General features: G+C 61.4%; 18 protein-coding genes. 8 read left to right on the top strand and 10 right to left on the bottom strand.

Going from position 1 to position 19,190, the window contains the following annotated elements; all coding sequences use genetic code 11:
• Positions 1-251 precede the first annotated feature (251 nt).
• The 5 genes from HGHM_RS03215 to HGHM_RS03195 form a co-directional block, all read right to left on the bottom strand.
• Positions 252-1,748 carry a DegQ family serine endoprotease gene (locus HGHM_RS03215; RefSeq protein WP_019140063.1) on the bottom strand — a complete coding sequence of 499 codons (1,497 nt, stop codon included), beginning with the start codon at positions 1,746-1,748 and terminating at the stop codon, positions 252-254.
• Between the two features lie 69 nt (positions 1,749-1,817).
• Positions 1,818-3,146: an ATP-binding protein gene (locus HGHM_RS03210; protein ID WP_019140062.1), complete on the bottom strand. Its 1,329-nt coding sequence runs from the start codon at positions 3,144-3,146 to the stop codon at positions 1,818-1,820.
• Complete coding sequence (locus HGHM_RS03205) at positions 3,146-3,814, bottom strand: response regulator (RefSeq protein WP_019140061.1); 669 nt, start codon at positions 3,812-3,814, stop codon at positions 3,146-3,148. The genes HGHM_RS03210 and HGHM_RS03205 overlap by 1 nt, the downstream gene beginning before the upstream one ends.
• A 393-nt stretch (positions 3,815-4,207) precedes the next feature.
• Positions 4,208-4,627, bottom strand: coding sequence for a hypothetical protein (locus tag HGHM_RS20480; protein ID WP_019140060.1), 420 nt, complete (start codon positions 4,625-4,627; stop codon positions 4,208-4,210).
• Positions 4,628-5,143: 516 nt separating this feature from the next.
• Complete coding sequence (locus HGHM_RS03195; RefSeq protein ID WP_019140059.1) at positions 5,144-6,397, bottom strand: M20/M25/M40 family metallo-hydrolase; 1,254 nt, start codon at positions 6,395-6,397, stop codon at positions 5,144-5,146.
• A 276-nt stretch (positions 6,398-6,673) separates the two neighbouring features.
• Here HGHM_RS03195 and HGHM_RS20475 point away from each other — a divergent pair, with 276 nt between their 5' ends.
• Positions 6,674-7,012: a hypothetical protein gene (locus HGHM_RS20475; protein ID WP_019140058.1), complete on the top strand. Its 339-nt coding sequence runs from the start codon at positions 6,674-6,676 to the stop codon at positions 7,010-7,012.
• 160 nt (positions 7,013-7,172) lie between these two features.
• On the opposite strand, the gene HGHM_RS03185 is transcribed toward HGHM_RS20475, so the two are convergent.
• Together HGHM_RS03185 and HGHM_RS22120 are read right to left on the bottom strand one after the other, a co-directional pair.
• Positions 7,173-8,012: a class I SAM-dependent methyltransferase gene (locus HGHM_RS03185; RefSeq protein ID WP_019140057.1), complete on the bottom strand. Its 840-nt coding sequence runs from the start codon at positions 8,010-8,012 to the stop codon at positions 7,173-7,175.
• 145 nt (positions 8,013-8,157) lie between these two features.
• The gene (locus HGHM_RS22120; protein ID WP_019140056.1) at positions 8,158-9,102 is read right to left on the bottom strand and encodes a GGDEF domain-containing protein; all 945 of its coding nucleotides are present in this window, start codon (positions 9,100-9,102) and stop codon (positions 8,158-8,160) included.
• A 328-nt stretch (positions 9,103-9,430) separates the two neighbouring features.
• Between HGHM_RS22120 and bamE the strand changes: the two genes are divergently transcribed.
• Positions 9,431-9,934: an outer membrane protein assembly factor BamE domain-containing protein gene (gene bamE, locus HGHM_RS03175; RefSeq protein ID WP_019140055.1), complete on the top strand. Its 504-nt coding sequence runs from the start codon at positions 9,431-9,433 to the stop codon at positions 9,932-9,934.
• 23 nt (positions 9,935-9,957) lie between these two features.
• Here the strand turns inward: bamE and HGHM_RS03170 are convergent, their stop codons facing one another.
• Entirely contained in the window at positions 9,958-10,158 is a 201-nt protein-coding gene (locus tag HGHM_RS03170; protein WP_019140054.1) for a hypothetical protein, read from the bottom strand.
• 231 nt (positions 10,159-10,389) lie between these two features.
• On the opposite strand from HGHM_RS03170, the gene HGHM_RS03165 reads away from it, so the two are divergent.
• From HGHM_RS03165 to HGHM_RS03145, 5 genes are all read left to right on the top strand, one after another.
• A complete protein-coding gene (locus HGHM_RS03165; RefSeq protein WP_019140053.1) occupies positions 10,390-11,499 on the top strand; it encodes a zinc-binding dehydrogenase in 1,110 nt (369 codons plus the stop codon).
• Positions 11,500-11,597: 98 nt separating this feature from the next.
• The gene (locus HGHM_RS03160) at positions 11,598-13,055 is read left to right on the top strand and encodes an aldehyde dehydrogenase family protein (protein WP_026075656.1); all 1,458 of its coding nucleotides are present in this window, start codon (positions 11,598-11,600) and stop codon (positions 13,053-13,055) included.
• A 147-nt stretch (positions 13,056-13,202) separates the two neighbouring features.
• Positions 13,203-13,901 (top strand): type 1 glutamine amidotransferase domain-containing protein, encoded by a 699-nt coding sequence (locus tag HGHM_RS03155; RefSeq protein ID WP_019140051.1) that lies wholly within the window; start codon positions 13,203-13,205, stop codon positions 13,899-13,901.
• A 179-nt stretch (positions 13,902-14,080) separates the two neighbouring features.
• Positions 14,081-14,866, top strand: a complete 786-nt coding sequence (locus tag HGHM_RS03150) for a DODA-type extradiol aromatic ring-opening family dioxygenase (protein WP_019140050.1) — start codon at positions 14,081-14,083, stop codon at positions 14,864-14,866.
• Between the two features lie 399 nt (positions 14,867-15,265).
• The gene (locus HGHM_RS03145; RefSeq protein WP_019140049.1) at positions 15,266-15,994 is read left to right on the top strand and encodes a hypothetical protein; all 729 of its coding nucleotides are present in this window, start codon (positions 15,266-15,268) and stop codon (positions 15,992-15,994) included.
• A gap of 138 nt (positions 15,995-16,132) precedes the next feature.
• On the opposite strand, the gene HGHM_RS03140 is transcribed toward HGHM_RS03145, so the two are convergent.
• Both HGHM_RS03140 and HGHM_RS03135 read right to left on the bottom strand, forming a co-directional pair.
• On the bottom strand, positions 16,133-17,044 hold the full coding sequence (locus HGHM_RS03140; protein ID WP_019140048.1) for a lipase secretion chaperone: 912 nt from the start codon (positions 17,042-17,044) through the stop codon (positions 16,133-16,135).
• Positions 17,045-17,050: 6 nt separating this feature from the next.
• Complete coding sequence (locus HGHM_RS03135; RefSeq protein WP_019140047.1) at positions 17,051-17,983, bottom strand: esterase/lipase family protein; 933 nt, start codon at positions 17,981-17,983, stop codon at positions 17,051-17,053.
• Positions 17,984-18,571: 588 nt separating this feature from the next.
• Between HGHM_RS03135 and HGHM_RS20465 the strand changes: the two genes are divergently transcribed.
• On the top strand, positions 18,572-19,186 hold the full coding sequence (locus HGHM_RS20465) for a TetR/AcrR family transcriptional regulator (RefSeq protein ID WP_019140046.1): 615 nt from the start codon (positions 18,572-18,574) through the stop codon (positions 19,184-19,186).
• Positions 19,187-19,190: the final 4 nt, after the last annotated feature.

Here is a 19,190-nt window from a genome sequence, read left to right as displayed (position 1 = left end):
CGTCTTTTCGGCGCGCAGCGCTTGCTTCGGCTGCTTCCCGGCATGCAGGGCCTGCAGCGTCGACGGGAGAAATTCCATGAAGTCCGGCGGTCAGCGCCTGTGCCCGGGCTTGTCCTGCTGCGCAGCGGCGGGCCGGGAAAATTCCCGGCATGAAAAAAAGCCCTCCGAGCCGAAAGACTCAGGAGGGCAACCAGGAGGTTTTCCATCACCGCACTGGCGCACGACAGTTGCGTGCGCCAGGCAGACCCCGCTTAACCGAGAGACACCGGCACGAAGATCTTGGTCTCGCCGCGCTGGATCAGCAGAGCCAGGTGCTTGTCCTGCTTGCCGATCAATTCCTGCAACTGGTCCGGACTCCGGACCGGCGTACCGTTGACCGCAAGGATCACGTCGCCCGGTTCGACGCCGGCACGTGCCGCCGCGCCGGCGCTTTGTTCCACCACCACGCCGGAGGCGAGATGCGCCTCGGATCTTTCTTCCGGTGACAGAGGCCGCACCATCACGCCGAGCTTGCCGCGCGGCGTGGCGCTGTTGCCGGCTTCATCAGAGTCGGCCTTGTCCTTGGCCGCGGTCAGGGTGGCCGTCACATCCAGCGTCTTGCCGCCGCGCCAGACTTCCAGTTGTGCCTTGTCGCCCGGTTTGCCCATGCCGACCAGGGCCGGCAGGTCGCCGGATGTATTGATCGGCTGCCCGTTGTACTTGAGGATCACGTCACCCGGCTGCAGTCCGGCCTTGGCGGCGGCGCTGCCCGGCGCGACACTCGCCACCAGCGCGCCATTGGGCTGCTTGAGCTTGAATGAATCGGCCAGCGACTGGTTGAGTTCCTGGATCGACACGCCAAGGCGCGGATGGATTACCTTGCCGTTCGTGACGATCTGGTCTTTCACATGCAGCGCGACATCGATGGGGATGGCGAATGACACGCCCTGGTAGCCGCCGGTCTGGCTGTAGATCTGCGAATTGATGCCGACCACCGCACCGCTTGCGTCGAACAGCGGCCCGCCGGAATTGCCGGGATTGACCGCCACATCGGTCTGGATGAAAGGCACATAGCCATCGCCGGGCAGCGCGCGTCCCTTGGCGCTGACGATGCCTGCGGTCGCGCTCTGCTCGAACCCGAAGGGCGAGCCGATTGCCAGCACATAGTCGCCGACGCCGAGCTGGGCCGGATTGCCGGTCGTGACGACCGGGAGATTGTCGGCGTCGATCTTCAGGACCGCGACATCGGTCGCCGGATCGCTGCCCAGCACCTTCGCCTTGAATTCGCGGCGGTCGCTGAGCTTGACCATCACTTCTTCCGCATCGCGTACCACGTGAGCATTGGTCAGGATCAGGCCATCCTTGCGGATGATGAAGCCGGAACCTTTGCCATGGACCGGCACACCGCCGCGCGGAACCGGATTGTCAAATCCCGGCAGGCCGCGGAAGAACTTGAAAAAGGGATCGTCGGACAGATCGGGCGCGCCCTGCATGCCGGCCTTGGCGATGCCTTCGGTATCGATGCCGACAACCGCCGGCCCGAAACGCTGGACGATGGCGCGGTAGTTCGGTGCCGTGGCCGGTGCAATCGGGCCGGATGCGGCCGAATTGCCAGATGACTGTGCAGTCGGCGGGGCATCCGCCGGAGCTGAATGGGATTTGTCCTGGAACCATTGCGATGGATTCCAGTTGACCGCGCTGGCGGTCCCCGCCGTCACCGCACCTGCGGCAATCAGCGCCAGTGTCAGAGACTTGAGTTTCATCTTCATTTCCTTCTCGATGCATGAGGGTGAGATTTCTCCATGCAGACAGCATAGGGAAGGAAACTTAAAGCAGGCTTAAGCTGCGGGAGGCGTGGTATTCATCGCCCGGGCGAACAGGATGGAGACCTTGAGGCCGCCCAATGGCGAGGCATCGAGCTTCACATCGGCGCCATGCTGCTCGGCGATGTTTCTGACGATCGCAAGTCCCAGTCCGCTGCCGCCGGTGTAGCCCTGCTCGCGGCGGTAGAAGCGGTCGAATACGCGCTCGCGCTCTTCTTCCGGAATGCCGGGACCGGAGTCTTCGATGACCAGTGCCAGTTGCACATCGTCCGCCGCGATCGCCGCATGCACCGCCCCCCGCTCCGGCGTGTAGCGGATGGCATTGTCCAGCAGGTTGCGCACCAGGACGCGCAAGGAACCGGGATCGGCCAGCAGCATGGCATGGTCCGGCGCATCGAACTCGATCCCGATATGGCGCGACTGGGCAAAGGGAAATACGTCGGCGATTGCCTGCCGTGTCAGTTCCGCCAGGTCGGTCTGCCGGAGCGCGGCACTCGTGTCGTTCGGGTCGGTGCGGGCCGCGGTCAGCAGCTGTTCGATCAGGTGGGTGGCGCGGTCGACGCCTTCATTCAGCTTCGCGAGCGCCTGCGTCCTGGCGTTCTCGTCGGGCGCACGTCCGAGCAATTGCAGCTGCAGCTTGAGTGCCGTCAGCGGGGAGCGCAGCTCATGGGCCGCATCGGCGACGAAGGCGCGCTGGCTGGCGAAGGCACGCCGCAGACGTACCAGCAGCGAATTGAGCGAGCCGACCAGGGGCGCGATTTCGCTCGGCACGCCCTCTTCCGAAATCGCATCCAGTACGCGCGCATCGCGCTTGGCCACATCCCGGGCCACCCGCTCGACGGCAGACAGGGAACTGTCCACCAGCAGCCAGATCAGCAGTGCCATGATGGGCGCGAAGGCCAGCAGCGGCGCGAGGCTGCGGAAGGCGGCCGCCGCCGCCAGGTCGCGCCGCAGCTGCACCGGCTGTGCCACCTGGATGATGCGGTCGCGCGCAATGGTGCCGTAGACGCGCCACAGCCGGTTGCCCGCCTCGATGTCGGAAAAGCCGAGCGTGGCGCGGTCGGGCAGCGGGCTGCCGGGATGGGACAGGTAGACGATGGCGCCGTTGCGGGTCCAGATCTGCACCACCACTTCCGGCACTTCCTCTTCCAGCCCGTACAGCGACTGCGGATTGGCGACGAAGCCCTGGTCGCGCAGCGACAGCGCCATCTGGCGCAACTGGTAATCGAACAGTTCCTCGTTCTGCCTCAATGTCTGCCGGTAGGTGATGAGGCCGAGCGCGAGGGCGGTGAAGATGGCCGCGGCGACCAGGTAGACCGACAGGCGGATGCGGATCGATTCCATCAGTCCTGTTCCGGCTTGGGGATGAAATAGCCGACGCCGCGCACGTTCTGGATGAAATCGGCGCCGAGCTTGCGGCGCACGCCGTGGATATAGACTTCCACTGCATTGCTTTCGATTTCCTCGCCCCAGCCGTACATGCGTTCTTCGAGCTGCTGGCGCGACAGGATGGCGCCGGGCCGCAGCATGAGGGCTTCGACGATCGCGTATTCCTTGGCCGACAGCGCGACCGGCCTGCCCTCCCGCAGCACTTCCCGCGTGGTCGGGTTGACCCGCACGCCATGGATTTCGATTTCCGGTTCGGCGTGGCCCGAACTGCGGCGCAGGGCCGAACGGATGCGGGCCGCGAGTTCATCCAGGTCGAAGGGCTTGATGACATAATCGTCCGCACCCGCGTCCAGACCGCGGATCCGGTCTTCGACGCCGTCCCGGGCGGTGATCACGATCACCGGCGTATTCATTTTCCGGCGGCGCAAGCCCTGCAGGATGTCGATCCCGCTCTTGCCGGGCAGGCCGAGATCGAGCAGGACCAGGTCGAAGTGTTCTGTCGCCAGGGCCGATTCCGCGGCCCTGCCATCGCGCACCCAGTCGACGACATAGCCCTCCTGTCGCAGCGAGGTCCGCACGCTGTCACCAATCATGCTGTCGTCTTCCACAAGCAGGATGCGCATAATCCTTTCCTTCCGGCCGGCCGCATGGCAGGACCGGGCGTTTCCAAGAAGCTGTAATGATAAGACGATTTGTGCGGCGCGCAGGGGGAATGGGACCAGGGAAATTTGCGTGCGCCGGTAGCGCAGTCGCCCGCGCCGGGGCAAAAAAAAAGCCCGCGATCCTTTCGGTTGCGGGCTAAATCCAAATCTAGGAGAGTTGGAGGAGACAGGTGAACTATACCCAAGCCTGATATAAATTTCCGCTTTAGATTAGTTATATCTGATATTGGATTTAGTTATATGTTGGACTCACTGCCGGCGCGTATGCGTATGGACGCAAGACCTTTCCCGGCGCGCCATATGCGCCGCTCCGGAGCGCTCAGAATTGGCTGCAAGCTGCTTACGCGTTGCGCGTCAGACCAGCGCCAGATGCTTTTGCTGTTCCGGCAGGAATTCGCGGATGTCGCGTGGCTTGCGACGTCGCGGATGTTCAAGTTCATCCAGCCGCATGGCCTTGGCAGCGCGCCACAATAGCACATCGTCTTCGTACGGACGCAGCTTCGAGGTCTTTTCCCACAATATGCGCCGGTGGGTGATGAAATCCCAGCATACCGGGGTCAGGTCGTCGAGCTTGCCTTCCGCCTTGAGTCGCAGCGCCAGGCCCATTACTTCGCCGGCATGCGGCACGTCTTCCGGAAAATAAACCGAATTGGCCCAGGCCCGGACATCGCAGAAGTCGATGACCTGCCCGCGCACCGGCTTGTGCCATTGGTCGGGATGCGCATGCTGGTTCGGCCAGCGGCCGGCGCCTACCCATGTGCCTACCTTAAACATCGCTGATCTCCTTATGCCGGTTGAATGCAGGATCGTTGTGACGACCCGGATGACCAAGATGAGCGAACGGCGGCGTGCGCCAGAAACAGTTGAGCAGTACTCATTTTCAAAACCTGAAACTCGCCACACAAGGCATTGCATCTGTCGGATCGGGATGCCGTCGGCGGAGTTTTCAGCACCCTTACGGCGCCCGATCTGCAGCAGTTTTCTATACTGTGATTATATACAGTAATCGCATTTTAGCCTTTGTTTATAAGGCTTGCAGAGAGTTCCGCATTTATTTCCGCTTTGAAAACTTGTCTGGAAATGCCGGCGCATCGATCTAGAAAAGGCAGATGTGGAGATGCGGATGTCGCGGCAACCGGACAGCACGATGCTTAACCTCATGCGACCGGCGCAAGTGGAAAAAGTTGCAGAATCTTTTCAAAATGACATGCGGGCGCGCCGCGAAGCGCGGGGCAGGAGCTGAACCAAGCGCGGAAGCGCCGCGCCGGAGAATGGGAAAACCAGGTTGCGCTATCGACTGCGGCCGATGTCCTGCAGCAGGCGCGTCATCAGGTACAGGCGCGGCACGATCGAATCGATCATGATGTACTCGTCACGCGCGTGGTAGCTGCTGCCGGCGAGGCCGAAGGATTCCACAACCGCGGCCTTGCCCGAACTGCCGGCAAAGCCGGCGTCGGTTGCGGCGCCCGTCTGTTCGATCAATGCCAGCGGCCGGTCGATCTCGGCATAGATGGCCTGTGCCCTTGCAGCCAGTGCGCGGGCAGCTGCACCGGCCGCGAAAGGCGGCCGTCCGCGCTCGACCCTGATGCTCGTTTCGGTACCCGGCACCCGCTTGTTGCGCACGCGCTCGCGCAAGGCAGCCTCGATCCGTTCGAAGTCGTCGGCATCGACCAGGCGCAAGTCGCCGATTGCCGTGGCATGCTCGGGGATCTGGTTGCGCACCAGCCCGGCCTTTGCCATGGTCCAGTTCAATTGCGTGCCCGGCACCGAGCTCGCGATATCCTCGGTCTGCAGCAACTGGTGCGCGAGTTCGACCAGCGCGTTGCGCCCGATTTGCGGCGCCGCCCCGGCATGCGAGGCGCGGCCCCACACATCCATCCATACCGTACCGGTGCCGCTGGCGCCAAGCAGCAGAGCTTCCGGTCGGGTGGGCGTCGGTTCGCAGGACAGGACATAGTCGTGCTGCGCGGCGAGCGCGGCGATCAACTGGCCGGAGCCCGGCGAGCCGATTTCTTCATCGCCATTGAACAGCACCGTCAGTTGCGCATAGTCGCCCCAGCCTGCGTCCTTCAGGATCTGCAAGGCATGCAGCACGAGCGCTATACCGCCCTTGTCGTCGGCAATGCCCGGCCCATAAATGCGTCCGCCTTCGATGCGGTATGGCTGATCCTTGATTGTGCCCGCGGGATAAACGGTGTCCATGTGGCCCATCAACATCACGCGCCGGGTGCCGCTGCCGCTGAATGTGCCGGTGATGATCTCTGCAGGGCCGGTCGTTCCCTTGCGCCTGTCCACTTTGGCACCGAGCGCACGCAAGCGTATTTCCACATAGTCGGCCATGCTTTGCAAGCCGGCGGCATCATTGCTTCCCGATTCGATGCTCACCATGTGCTGCAGGCTCCTGATGACTTCAGGCTGTGCCTGTTGTGCCGCTTCGAGCATGCCGGTATCCGTGTCGGCGCGCGCTGCCGTCTGCATTGCGCATGTCAGAAAAGCTGCCAGCAATGCCCGCAGCCACGCCTTGGGCACACAATCGAAATTCATGTCGTCTCCATTTTTTGGAAAGGCGATTTTAGTTCCTGCAAGCGACATTTGCGCGCAACTCTTGCCCTTCGCTCATGATCCGTGAACCAGCTTGATTGCAAAACATGCTTTCCGCTTCCATGCCGGATTGAGCTCACGCAAGAGGGATACGTTTTCTTACATCTTCAGGAGGACGAGGGGTCAACCAGATATTGCAGCCCCTCGTTGACGGGATACGGTCCTTCAAAGGACTGTTGATTCACAACCTCGATTCATACTCCTTGGAAAGGTAATGACATGAACAAGTTGTTTGCTGCTTTGCTTGCCACCGTATTCGCAGCTTCCGCCTATGCCCAGACTTCCACCGGCAGCACCACGAATACGACAGGCCAGTCCTCTTCGGCAACCGCCACTTCCAATGACAAGGCAAACAGCACCACCAGGAAAGCCAATGCCAAGGCTCACAAGACTGCTGCAAAGGCCGACGCAAAAACCGAGAAAACCAAGGCAAAGGCTGCAAAGAAAAAGGCCGACGCGAATGCGCAGGTAGCCAAGGCCAAGGCAGATGCAAAAGCCGAGAAGGCCGATGCCAAGGCAGATGCGCAAGCTGACAAGGCTGCGAATACCGGCAAGTAATCCGGCGTTCGCGGTTTGAAAAAGGCAGGAAGCGTCCTGCCTTTTTTTATTGCCCCGAGCCTCCTGCGCGGTGACGCGCCTGCCGGATGCAGTGCCGGATTTGCCTGCGCCTCATCAGCGCTGCATTCCCGCGTTCACAGCGGGCGTATTTCAAGCAGCCTCATGGCGTTGCGAAAAACCGCTGCTCCAGCTCTTCCAGCCCGAGCGCATTCAGGACTTCGTTCAGGCGTTCGCGCGGCCGCCGGCGCGGAAGATCCTTGTAGCTGGCGACGATCAATTCATTTTTCATCGAGTGTTCCCAGCCGACCAGTTCCGTCACCGTGACCTGGTAGCCATGCGCCTCCAGTTGCAGGCAGCGCAGCACGTTGGTGACCTGGCTGCCGAATTCGCGGGTGTGGATGGGATGGCGCCAGATCTCGGTCAAGGCATCCCTTGCGATGGCCTGTCCCTTGTTTTTCCTGAGCACTGAAGCGACTTCCGCCTGGCAGCAGGGGACCAGCACGATGAAGCGTGCATGCTTTTTCAAGGCAAAGCGGATCGCATCGTCGGTGGCGGTATCGCAGGCATGCAGGGCCGTCACTACGTCGACCTTGTCCGGCAGCAGCCGGGATTCAATTGATTCCGCAACCGACAGCTTGAGGAAGGACATGCCGGGGAAATCCAGTTTCTTTGCCAGCTCCTGTGACCTCTTGACGAGTTCGTCGCGCGTCTCGATGCCGTAGATATGCGAGCCGCCGCCAAGCTGCTTGAAGAACAGGTCGTAAAGGATGAAGCCGAGATAGGATTTGCCGGCGCCATGGTCCACCAGCTGGATGTCCGGATGGTCCGCCTGCACTTCCTTCAGGAGCGGTTCGATGAATTGATAGAGGTGGTACACCTGCTTCAGCTTGCGCCGGCTGTCCTGGTTCAGTTTGCCGTCGCGCGTCAGGATGTGCAGTTCTTTGAGCAGTTCGACCGATTGGCCGGGCTTGATTTCAGGGATGAGATTCATGAATGGCATTCCTCGATTGCAATGCCGTGAAGGCGCAAAACTCAGGCGCACGGCAAGTGCCGGGCATCGCAGTGGAGGGGGAATTTTATCGTATCGGGCAGAGCCCGTCGGGACGCGGACTTCCGCAGGGGCGGACTGTGCCAGGAAAAGTAACTTATTCCGACAGCTGGTAGGTGTCGCGCCCTGCCTTTTTCGCTTCATAGAGCGCGAGGTCGGCGCGCTGCATCAGGATGTCCAGGTCCTGGCCATGATCCGGATAAAAGGCAATGCCGACGCTGGCGGAAATCGAAAGCTTGATGCTGTTGACGGTAAACGGCCGGCTGAGATCCTGCACCAGCCGCGCGGCGACTGTGCTCGCATTCTCGCGCCCGCCGGCACCGGCGAGCAGGATGACGAATTCATCGCCGCCATAACGCGCCACGGTATCCGTCGGCTTCACATTGCCACGGATGCGCTGGGCGACGAGCTTGAGGAGCTGATCGCCGGTGGCATGCCCGTAGGTGTCGTTCACCGGCTTGAACCTGTCGAGATCGAGGTAAAGCAGCGCGCATCCGTCGCCGCGCGGCGTAGCTGCGGTCGCTTCCTTGAAGCGGTCCGCAAACAGATTGCGATTCGGCAAAGAAGTCAGAGGATCGTGAAAGGCGGCGTACTCGAGATGGGCTTCGTGCTGGTTGTATTGTCCGATCCGGCTTCCCATCTCGCCCGCCAGGCGGCGCCACAGCTTCGGCGCCTTCTCGGCGATGGCCGAAAAATCCGGCTCGCTGAGGATGGCAACCAGTGCTTCTTCCTTCGCAATTACGGATGCAGTGCGGCGGGCATTCGGATTGACCAGGGCCATTTCGCCGACATGCTGACCGGCACTGCGCTGCCCTACCTCACGTCCATGCACAACGATGGACACGCTCCCGGTCAGGATCAGAAAGATATCGCTGCCGCTGTCGCCCTGCCTGATCAATTCCGCGCCCGGCGCATAGCCTTGCGTCCTGCATTTGTCCGCGATCCGGTTCGCCACGCCTTCATCCCCGTCGACCACGAACTGCCGCAGGAGCAACTCGATGAGTTGCTCCCTGCCACCAGGCCCGTGGATTGTCGTGGTCATGATCTATCTGTCTCGAAGATGCATTAAATGGCTGCGCCGTATTGCAGTGATGCCTGCGCATCTGACGTGTGGCAGCCGGATCGGGAAACCACCGGATCATGCAAAGCGGTCCGGAGTTTCAGGTTTTCAGGAAAATACCATATGTTTCTGTTAAGAAATATACCAAGCCTGAAAAAAATGCCGATGGACCGTTCTAACGCAAGAACGGTCGGCCTGCCTTCCAGGCCGGGCGCAACCGCGCCATCGCCGAAAAATCAGTACCCGGCCAGCCAGTCCCGCACGATAATGATAGGTTTCCAGTCTTTCCACAGCTTTTACGGCAGACATCATGAAACACGCGTTCCAGCTGTTATCCGCTTCCCTGCTCGCGGCATGCCTTGCTTCCTGCGCCAGCCTGCTGGCTCCACCGGTACAGCCGGGCGAGGCCGAATCGGAAGTGATCGCCCGCCTCGGCAAACCCACTCATACCTATAAGGATGGCCAGGAACGACTGCTGGAATACATGCAGGGCCCGTTCGGGCAGATGACCTACATGGCACGCATCGGCGCCGACGGCAGGCTGAAATCCTATGAGCAGGTCTTGACGAGCCAGAGATTCGCCAGCATCAAGCCCGGGGAAGTGCGCAAGGAAGATGTGCTGAAGACGGTAGGCGCGCCCAGCCTGATCCAGCATTTTTCAGCGACCGGACTGGAAGCATGGTCCTATCCCTACAAGGAAGACAATGCCTGGGATTCGATGATGACGGTCTATTTCGACCAGGCAGGCGTGGTGCGCAAGCTCGAAAACGGACCGGACCCGCGCCGCATGGGCAATGACAATCCAAAGGATTGAGGCCCTCCGTCCGGGCACGGCGATCAAGCCTTGCGCGTCTTGGTATCGTATTGGCGGCGCGCCGGCAGTTCGCGGCGCAGCAGCACCAGGTCCGACACCACCTGATTGGCCAGAGTCCGCGTGGTGGAATCGTGGGAGGAGGCCAGCTTGGTAGCCGACCGGATGGCCGACTCAACCAGTCCGGAATAAGAAGTGCGACGGCGGTCTTTGGTCGTGTCTGACATAGCGTCTCCGTAAGTAGTTTTAGTTTGAACTTCCCGTTTCGAACAAGCCTTGAAAATGCCGCGTGGAACTATTTTGTTGCAAAAGTAACATGATGATACTGCCAGATATTGACGCAGCTCAACAGCTGCCGACTTAAAGCAATCCCGCACTGCGGGAAAATACAGGACATCGGAACCTTTCCCTTCCTGCGCAAGCGCGCAATTCACTCATCCAACGACAACAGGAGACACATGGAAAAACGGGCCAAGGCGGTCATCTGCCGCGAAATCAACCAACCGGTCGTGGTGGAAGAAATCATCGTCGAAGCGCCGCGCCGCGGTGAAGTCATGATCAGGCTGGCGGCGTGCGGGGTATGCCACAGCGATCTGTCGGCAACCAACGGCACGATCCCCTTCCCGCCGCCGGTCATCCTCGGCCATGAAGGCGCGGGCGAAGTGGTCGCGGTAGGCGAAGGCGTAAGCGATTACAAGGTGGGCGACCATGTCGTCAGTTCCTTCGTCAGCATGTGCGGCAAGTGCCGCTACTGTCAGACCGGCCGGCCGCAATTGTGCGACCAGGCGGGCAAGGCCATGACCACCCTGCCCGATGGCACGGTGCGCACCCGCGACTTGGCCGGCAATCCCCTGAATGTGTTTTCGGGCTGCGGCGTGATGGCCGAGTACGCGACGCTGCATGTGGACAACGTGGTCAAGATCGACCAGCAGGTGCCGCTCGACAAGGCGGCCCTGATCGGTTGCGGCGTCATGACCGGCGTCGGCGCGGCGGTCAACACCGCCAAGGTCGATCCCGGTTCCGTCACGGTGGTGTTCGGCTGCGGCGGCGTGGGACTGAACGCGATTCAGGGCTGCGCGATTGCCGGTGCGCGCATGATCGTCGCGGTCGATACCTCGGATGCAAAGCTGGAGATGGCCCGCCAGTTCGGCGCAACCCACGTGGTCAACAGCAGGAATGAAGAAAACGTGGTCAAGACGATCACCAAGCTGACCGAAGGCGGCGCCGACTATGCCTTCGAATGCGTCGGCCTCGGCGAGATCGCGGCGCAGGCGTATGGCGTGCTGCGCAAGGGCGGCACGGCGGTGGTGGTAGGCGTCGCAGGCCCGAAGGACATGACCTCGATCCGCACTGCCAGCCTGACCTTCGGCGAAAAGACGCTCACCGGCAGCTATTTCGGCTCGGCCCGGCCGCGCGAGGATTTCCCGCGCCTCATCGGCCTCTACCGCAACCATCGCCTCAAGCTCGACGAACTGATTACCCGCACCTACACCATCGATGAAGCGCCGCAGGCATTTGCCGACCTGAGCGCGGGGCGCAATGCGCGCGGCGTGATCATTTTCAGATAGCAAGGAACCCGGACTGTCCTGAGAAGAAGCGCTTCCGGTGTTAGCATGCAAAACCCGCCGCAAGCGCAGCACCGTATCAACGAATGGAGACGAAGAACATGCACAACCGCGACACCCTCTACATCAACGGCAAATGGGTCAGCCCTTCCGGCCGCAACAGGATCGATGTGATCAATGCCTCGACCGAGGAAGTCATGGGCCGCATTCCCGAAGGCGATGAAAACGACGCAAATGCCGCCGTCGCGGCAGCGCGCGCTGCCTTCGATGCCTGGAGCACGACGGCGCCCGCGACGCGTGGCGAATATCTGCGCAAGATCCAGGAAGGCCTGAAGGCGCGCAGCGAAGAACTGGCGCGGACCATCGCCGGCGAAGTCGGCATGCCGCTGAAACTGTCGGCGCAGATCCAGGTCGGCTCGCCGATCGCCAATTTCGGCTATTACGCCAAGCTGGCCGGCGAATTCCAGTGGGAAGAAACGACCGGCAATTCGCGCGTGGTACGCGAGCCGGTCGGCGTGGTCGCCTGCATCACGCCCTGGAACTATCCCCTGCACCAGATCACCGCCAAGGTCGCCGCTGCCATGGCTGCCGGCTGCACAGTCGTGCTGAAGCCGTCCGAAGTCGCGCCGCTGAATGCCTTCATCCTCGCCGAAATCATCGACGCGGCCGGCGTGCCGCCCGGCGTGTTCAACCTCGTGAGCGGCATCGGCCCGGTCGTCGGCGAAGCGCTGGTGCGCCATCCGGACGTGGACATGGTGTCCTTCACCGGCTCCACACGCGCCGGCAAGCGCATCTCGGAAGTCGCCTCGGCCACGGTCAAGCGCGTGGCGCTGGAACTCGGCGGCAAATCCGCATCGGTGATCCTGGACGATGCCGACCTGCCGACGGCCGTCAAGGGCACGATCAACGCCTGCTTCCTCAACAGCGGGCAGACCTGCTCGGCGCATACCCGGATGCTGGTGCCGGATTCGCGCTATGAGGAAGCAGCCAAAATTGCGGTGGAGATCGCGAAAAATTTCACCATCGGCGATCCCTTCGGCGGCGCGGCCAAGCTCGGCCCGCTGATTTCCGAAGCGCAGCGCGAGCGCGTGCGCGGCTATATCCGCAAGGGCATAGCGGAGGGTGCAGAACTCCTGTGCGGCGGCCCGGATGCGCCGGCTGATCTGCCCAAGGGCTATTACGTGCAGCCGACAGTGTTCGGCCGCGTGAAGCCGGACAGCACTATTGCCCAGGAAGAAATCTTCGGTCCGGTGCTGTCCATTATTACTTATCGCGACGAGGATGAAGCGGTGAAGATTGCCAACGGCACGCCCTACGGCCTGGCCGGCGGCGTCTGGGCCGGCAGCGACGAGCGCGCGCAACAAGTGGCAAGGCGGCTGCGCACCGGCCAAGTCGACATCAATGGCGGCAGCTTCAACCTGTTCGCACCCTTCGGCGGCTACAAGCACTCGGGGCACGGCCGCGAAATGGGACCGTACGGCATGGAAGAGTTTCTGGAATATAAGTCCATGCAATTCCAGCCGAACTCGGCTGGCCTGAGCGGCAAAGCACCGTACTGAGTCTGTCTGCTGCAGCCGGGCATCGTGCCGCGATGCCCGGCTTTTCTTTGCCCTGCCGGAGCCTCGCCGGCGCCATCCTGTCTGCACGAACTTTAGCCCCGCCCCGCACTCCATATCCTGTCACTCACTCTTGGCAGGGGACAGAACATGGACATCCTGATGGTCATGACCTCGCACGACCAGCTCGGCGACACGGGGAAAAAGACTGGCCTATGGCTGGAGGAATTTGCCGCGCCGTACTATGTGTTCAAGGATGCCGGTTTGAAAGTGACACTGGCTTCGCCCAAGGGCGGCCAGGTGCCGCTGGATCCGAAAAGCGATGAGCCGGGTGCAGAAACCGCTGCAACCAAGCGCTTCAAGCAGGACCAAGAAGCACAGGCAAATCTCGCCGAGACCCTGCCGCTCGCCGCCATCCATCCCGACCTGTTCGCTGCCGTGTTCTATCCCGGCGGGCACGGGCCCTTGTGGGATCTGGCCGAAGACCCCGCATCGATCCTGACGATCGAAACCCTGTATGCCGAGAACAAGCCGGTTGCCGCGGTATGCCATGCGCCCGGGGTATTCCGTCATGCGCACCGCAGCGATGGCAGGCCGCTGGTCGAAGGCAAGCGCGTCACCGGCTTTGCCAACAGCGAGGAAGAAGCCGTGCAGCTGACCAAGGTCGTGCCTTTCCTGGTGGAAGACGAGCTCAAGAAAAACGGCGGCATGTATTCCAAGGGACCAGACTGGCAGCCCTATGTCCTCGTCGACGGCCACCTGATCACGGGGCAGAATCCGGCTTCATCGGAAGAAGCGGCGAAGGAATTGATCAAGATGCTGAAAACCGAGCCCAGCCTGACAAGATAAGTGCTGTTGCATTCGGAAGCAGCACCTTGAACGCACCGGCCCGGATTGGCATATCCTTCGTTCTGAGCGATCGCAGCGTCCTCGTTCCTCCAGGGCTGGAATAGAGCGTTTATCCTCGAGAAGGAATCGCACCTTCACGAGAAGCCCCTGCTGCATCGCAGTTGATCAGGAAAACCATCATGGCCCAATTACCCGCCCTTTTCGTCTCCCATGGCTCGCCCATGCTGGCCATTACCGACAGTCCGGCACGCCGCTTCCTGCTGGAGCTCGGAAAAACCCTGCCAAGGCCGAAAGCGATTCTCGTCGCCTCGGCACACTGGGAATCGCTGGGCGGCCCGGCCGTAAGCCTCGCGCCGCAACCCGAGACCATCCATGACTTCGGCGGCTTCCCGCCTGCCCTGTTCGCGATCCAGTATCCGGCCAAAGGCGCACCGGAAGTGGCGGCGCAAGCCGCCGACCTGCTGGAGCAGGCAGGCTTTGCAACCAAGCGCAGCATGCAGCGCGGACTGGACCACGGCGCCTGGGTGCCGCTGCGCCTGATGTACCCGGACGCGGACATACCGGTCACGCAGGTTTCGGTCCTGCGCGGCGCCACGCCGGCAGTCCATGCAAAGATGGGAGAAGCACTGGCACCGCTGCGCGAGGATGGCGTCCTGATCATGGGTTCCGGCTCGCTCACCCACAATCTCTATGAATTCCGCGGGCAGGACATCGACGCGCCGGTACCGGCCTGGGTAAGCGACTTCGGCACCTGGATGATGAACATGCTGCGAGACAACCAGCGCGAGGCCCTGCTTGATTACCGCCGCCAGGCACCTCACGCCGAGCGCAACCATCCGACCGAAGAGCACCTGCTGCCGCTTTACGTCGCAATGGGCGTCGCAGGGAACACATCCAAAGTGGAACGCCTGCATAGCAGTTTCGAGTATGGCATCCTGGCGATGGATGTTTATGCGTTTTCTTGAAGGACACCGTCTACCGGCCCCTGTCCTTTCCCGATGCTGACGGCACATCGAGCGCTGCCTGTTCAGGTATCCGCAGTGTAATGTCCGACGGGTCAGCACATACCCGGAGTACGCACGCATCTGTGCGAATCGCTACCAACCGTCCTGTACTTCCGGAGCCCGCTTCGCCTGCCGCTCCGGCGCGTACTGCTGCTTGCCTATAGGGCAATCCCTGTCGCAGCTTGAGCGAAAACAATCATGATTCACTTCGCATGAATTCGACCACGAATCCTATGCAATATTGATGGCTGCTCATGCCGTACCCGCAGCAGAACAATCCGAGTCGAGCTTGAGGCAGCGCCGTACACGGCCTTTGTTGTCCCGGCCCATTTCGCCTGCAATGAATCGAAGAGGCGTCTTATGGCATTCGAAATTCCGCAATGGTTCAGCCACTTCAAGCATTTCGGCTTCATCGGTGGCTTCTTCTCGGATCAGCACTCGCCCCTGATGGGCAGCGACTATATCGTTTCCACGCCAGCCGGCAGCCCCGACTCCCGGCCCGGTATGGCGGATGTCGATCCCAACGATCTGATATTGCGCGAGGAAGTCATCGATTCCCGTAATCGCCTGTGCGGTTACCGGTTTGTTCCGGCAACGCTTGCTGCCGGCAATAAGATTCCTGAACCGCTGTTCTATCAGGCCCTGCTCGACACAGGCATCGTGAAGTTCGCGCAACGGCGCACCGCCATCGTTCCGGTCACCCCGGAAGGCCTCGTGCTGCGGCGCTACCGTTCGCTGTGGGCATCCAACGCCTTCCTGCTGATCGATGTACGGGATGCGGAGATGCGCGACGAAGAATTGCTGGCACACCTTTCCGCCATAAGGGAGTTCGGCTGCCGCACGGCTTTGACCGGAATAGTCACTGCATCGGTGGACACGCCGCTTCTGCGCGCGGCGAACATGCTCATCCTCGATTCGCCTGCAGATGCCGATCCTGATTTCCAGTCTCTCGTGCAAGCCCTGCGCATCAACTGTCCCATGCTGAAGCTTGCGGCGCAAGGCGTGCAATCCTGGGCAGAGCGGTGCAGGAACAAGACATGGGGAATCGAGTACTGCCTCGGCGATTTCGTTCTTGCCCCGCCAGCATGAGGCTGATACAGATGGTGATGCTTGTCCGGACAGTTTCAGAAAGACCTGCGAACTGCGGTTCGAATATCACGCACAGGAAGCGAAGTGCCGGCCTCATTCTGAAGCCGACTGCTTCAACAGGCGGCCTGCAACCCCATCTCACTGTTCATATGCAGGCAGCCGCTTCTGTTCATTGGGATCGAACATCCTGTTCCTCAAATCCTCAATCGCCGCCGGGTCACTGAGCATGCTGCGTTCGGCCAGGTAGGTAGCGATCCGGCTTTTCCAGGCCGCCTCTTCGCGGTCGACTTCTGCCATCCGTGCGGCAGCTTCCGGAGACAGCGCCGACGCGCGCATGCGGTATACGTCGTCGTCGCCCGCTCCCTGCGCACGCATCCTGTCTGCGGACTCCTGCAGCCTGACGATCTGCAGCGGCGCTTCCCGCGCATTCCGCAATTCGGCCGGCATGGCAGCGTCGAGTGCCGCAAGCCTTTCCCGTTTCTGCGCTTCGGTGAGCGAGCTGTCACGGCTGATCTCCAGGCGCGCAAGCGCATCCTGATCGTAAGCGTCGCTGTAGCCGAACATGCCCTTGCTCTCCGCTGCGCTGAAATAGCGGGTACGCATATCCTGCATCGCCCGCATTCTTGCGCGTATCGCGTCGAGTCCATTTCCAGCAAGCTGCGGATTCCTTTCCAGCGCCGCCAAAGCCGTCCTGTATTCGATGTAGCGGCCCAGCACGTCACGCGCGGCCAGGGCGGCGGCCGGCTTAAGACGCCGGTCGAGTTCCTGTTCGATCTGCTGGCGGATCTCGTTCAGCGGTCTTTCGCCGACGGCCGCCAGGTAATAGTCGAACAGCTGCACCAGTTGCGCGTCGACTACCAGCCGGTCATCGGCAGCGACCCTGGCAGCGCCGTCCGGATGCGTTCCCTCGAGGGAACGCACAAACGGAAAATACTCCGGCTCCGAAGCTTCCTTCGGCGGCGGCGTGTCAGGCCGGACCCACATGGGAATGAAAATGGCGGCGGCCAGCGCCGCCACTCCCACCCAGAAAAACAGATGCCGTTTCGTCATGGCTGCTTACAGGCCCAGTCCGCGCAGCCTGTTGGCATGCTGGCGATAGACCGTTTTGGGGTTGGTTTCGAAAATGTTGACCAGGCCGATCGTCTGGTTGACTTCATCCATGTGGTTCATGCCGTAGTCGTCGCGGATGACACGGCCGAGATGGCTGGAGCAGCTGCCGACCAGTCCGTCGTTCTTCGCAAAGCCATAGGCAAGCGCAGTCATCGTCAGGTTGGCATCCATCGGATCCAGCACATTCGTGTAGGGCTGCGCGCCGCTCCAGGAAAAGTAGTACACGCCATTCACCTGGTAAGCGCCTTCGCCACAGGCCGTAGTCGGCACGCCTTCCGGGTGGGCCTGATTGAACCTGGCCATGCCGGCGGTGGTGAGCGAATCGAGTGCGGCTTCGGAAGCCTGCGGCTTGGTGGTGTCGCCCGACAGCAGGCCGATCATGGCCGAAAAGCCGTTGACGACCGAGGCCAGCACATTTTCGGTAAAGGATCCGGCAGGCGCCACGCCGCGAATGATGTCAGCCAGTGCCGCGCCCTTGTTCGGGCCGCCCACGCTGGTCACCGATGCGACAAGGTCGGGACGCACCGAAGCGACATAGCGGGCGGTGGGGCCGCCATGGCTGTGGCCGATCAGGTTCACCTTTTGCGCGCCGGTGGCCGCCAGCACCTGCTTCACATAAGACAGCAATTGTTCGCCGCGCACTTCGGTGCTGTTGGCGGCCGAGACCTGCGCCACGTACACCTTCGCACCGTCGGCACGCAATGCATCGGGAATGCCATACCAGTAATCGACCGGCCCGATATTGTCGAAGCCGAACAAGCCATGCACCAGCACGATCGGGTACCTGGTCTCGGTATAGCCAGCAGCGAGCGATGCGACCGGGAGGGTGAAGATGGCGACCAGAACGGCGCCAAGCCATTTCAGGAAATGCTGTTTCATTGGGTCTCCTCGAAAAAGAATGGTGGGTATGCTTTTTATGGAACTCCCTTGAAAAACACCTGCACCGCCTCTCCTTCCGCATCACGCAGCCACATTCAGGCACTCTACTGCCTCTGCGTCATAGCTCCGGCCGCACTATGGCTACCCGAAGCACCGGGCTGCCATCCGAACTGCTGCATGTGATACTTAGAACGATCTTTGACTGGGAGCTGTTCCGGCCGGAACCGGCGATATCGGAGCAGCTTGCTGGCTTCTGCCGTTGAAGATGGATCGGCACCGCTTTCTTGCGAAGCATGGTGGCCGAACATGGGCAAGACCATCCTAGCACAGGGTCATCCATCCCGAAATAGGCACCCCTATGCTTTGCGAGCCTGCGAAGCATTCGACCCTGGCTGAAGGTGGAAGATCCGGACAAGCTTCTTGAGCTGGAACAAACGCAAGCTGCGCGGATCGCCTTCAGTAGAGCTTGGCCTGCGAAGTCATGAACTATAATCAGCGGCTTCCACGCGACTGCGCCACGAACCGGTGACATTGAACACGGCCCGCATGCGGACAACAGTTTGCGCTATCTCAAGGAAGGAAACTGGAGTGCAGTCCGAGAAAAGAACACCGGAGTCGCAACGTCGCACCCGAACAAAGCGCATCCTGACCCCGGACGACTGGATCGATGCCGCAACCGATCTGCTGGTCAGCAAAAGCATCGATGCCGTCCGCGTCGAATCGCTCGCACGGGAGCTCGGCATCACAATCGGCAGCTTCTATTACCACTTCAAGGATCGCAACGACCTGCTCACGAAGCTGCTGAGACGGTGGCATGAGCGAACCACTGCCCAGGTTCTTCGCACCTTTGAAGGCAAGACCTTCCGAGCCGAAGAGGCGCTCGCCGAGATCCTGGCCCTTCCCTTTCACGGCCTCACCGCGCGGCGCGCGGCGATGATCGAATTCGCCATCCGGGCATGGGCGCGCCGCGACGAGATGGCGCGCGAAGCAGTGCGGGAGGTCGATCAGCAGCGCCTTGCTTACTACACGCGCGGATTTCAGGAAGCAGGCTTCGGCAAGACGGAAGCGGCGAACCGAGCATTCACCTTGTACAGCTTTCAGCTGGCGCAGTCCCTGCTATGGGAACTGAATGACGACAAGGCCCGCAAACGGCAACTGAACTTCACGAAGGAACTCCTGCTGACTCCCTTGCGCGAGAAATAGGACA

Origin of the sequence: Noviherbaspirillum massiliense JC206 (assembly GCF_000312045.1) — a bacterium.
In the GTDB taxonomy this organism is placed as follows: Bacteria; Pseudomonadota; Gammaproteobacteria; order Burkholderiales; family Burkholderiaceae_D; genus Noviherbaspirillum; species Noviherbaspirillum massiliense.
This window is presented reverse-complemented; position numbering and strand designations above follow the sequence as displayed.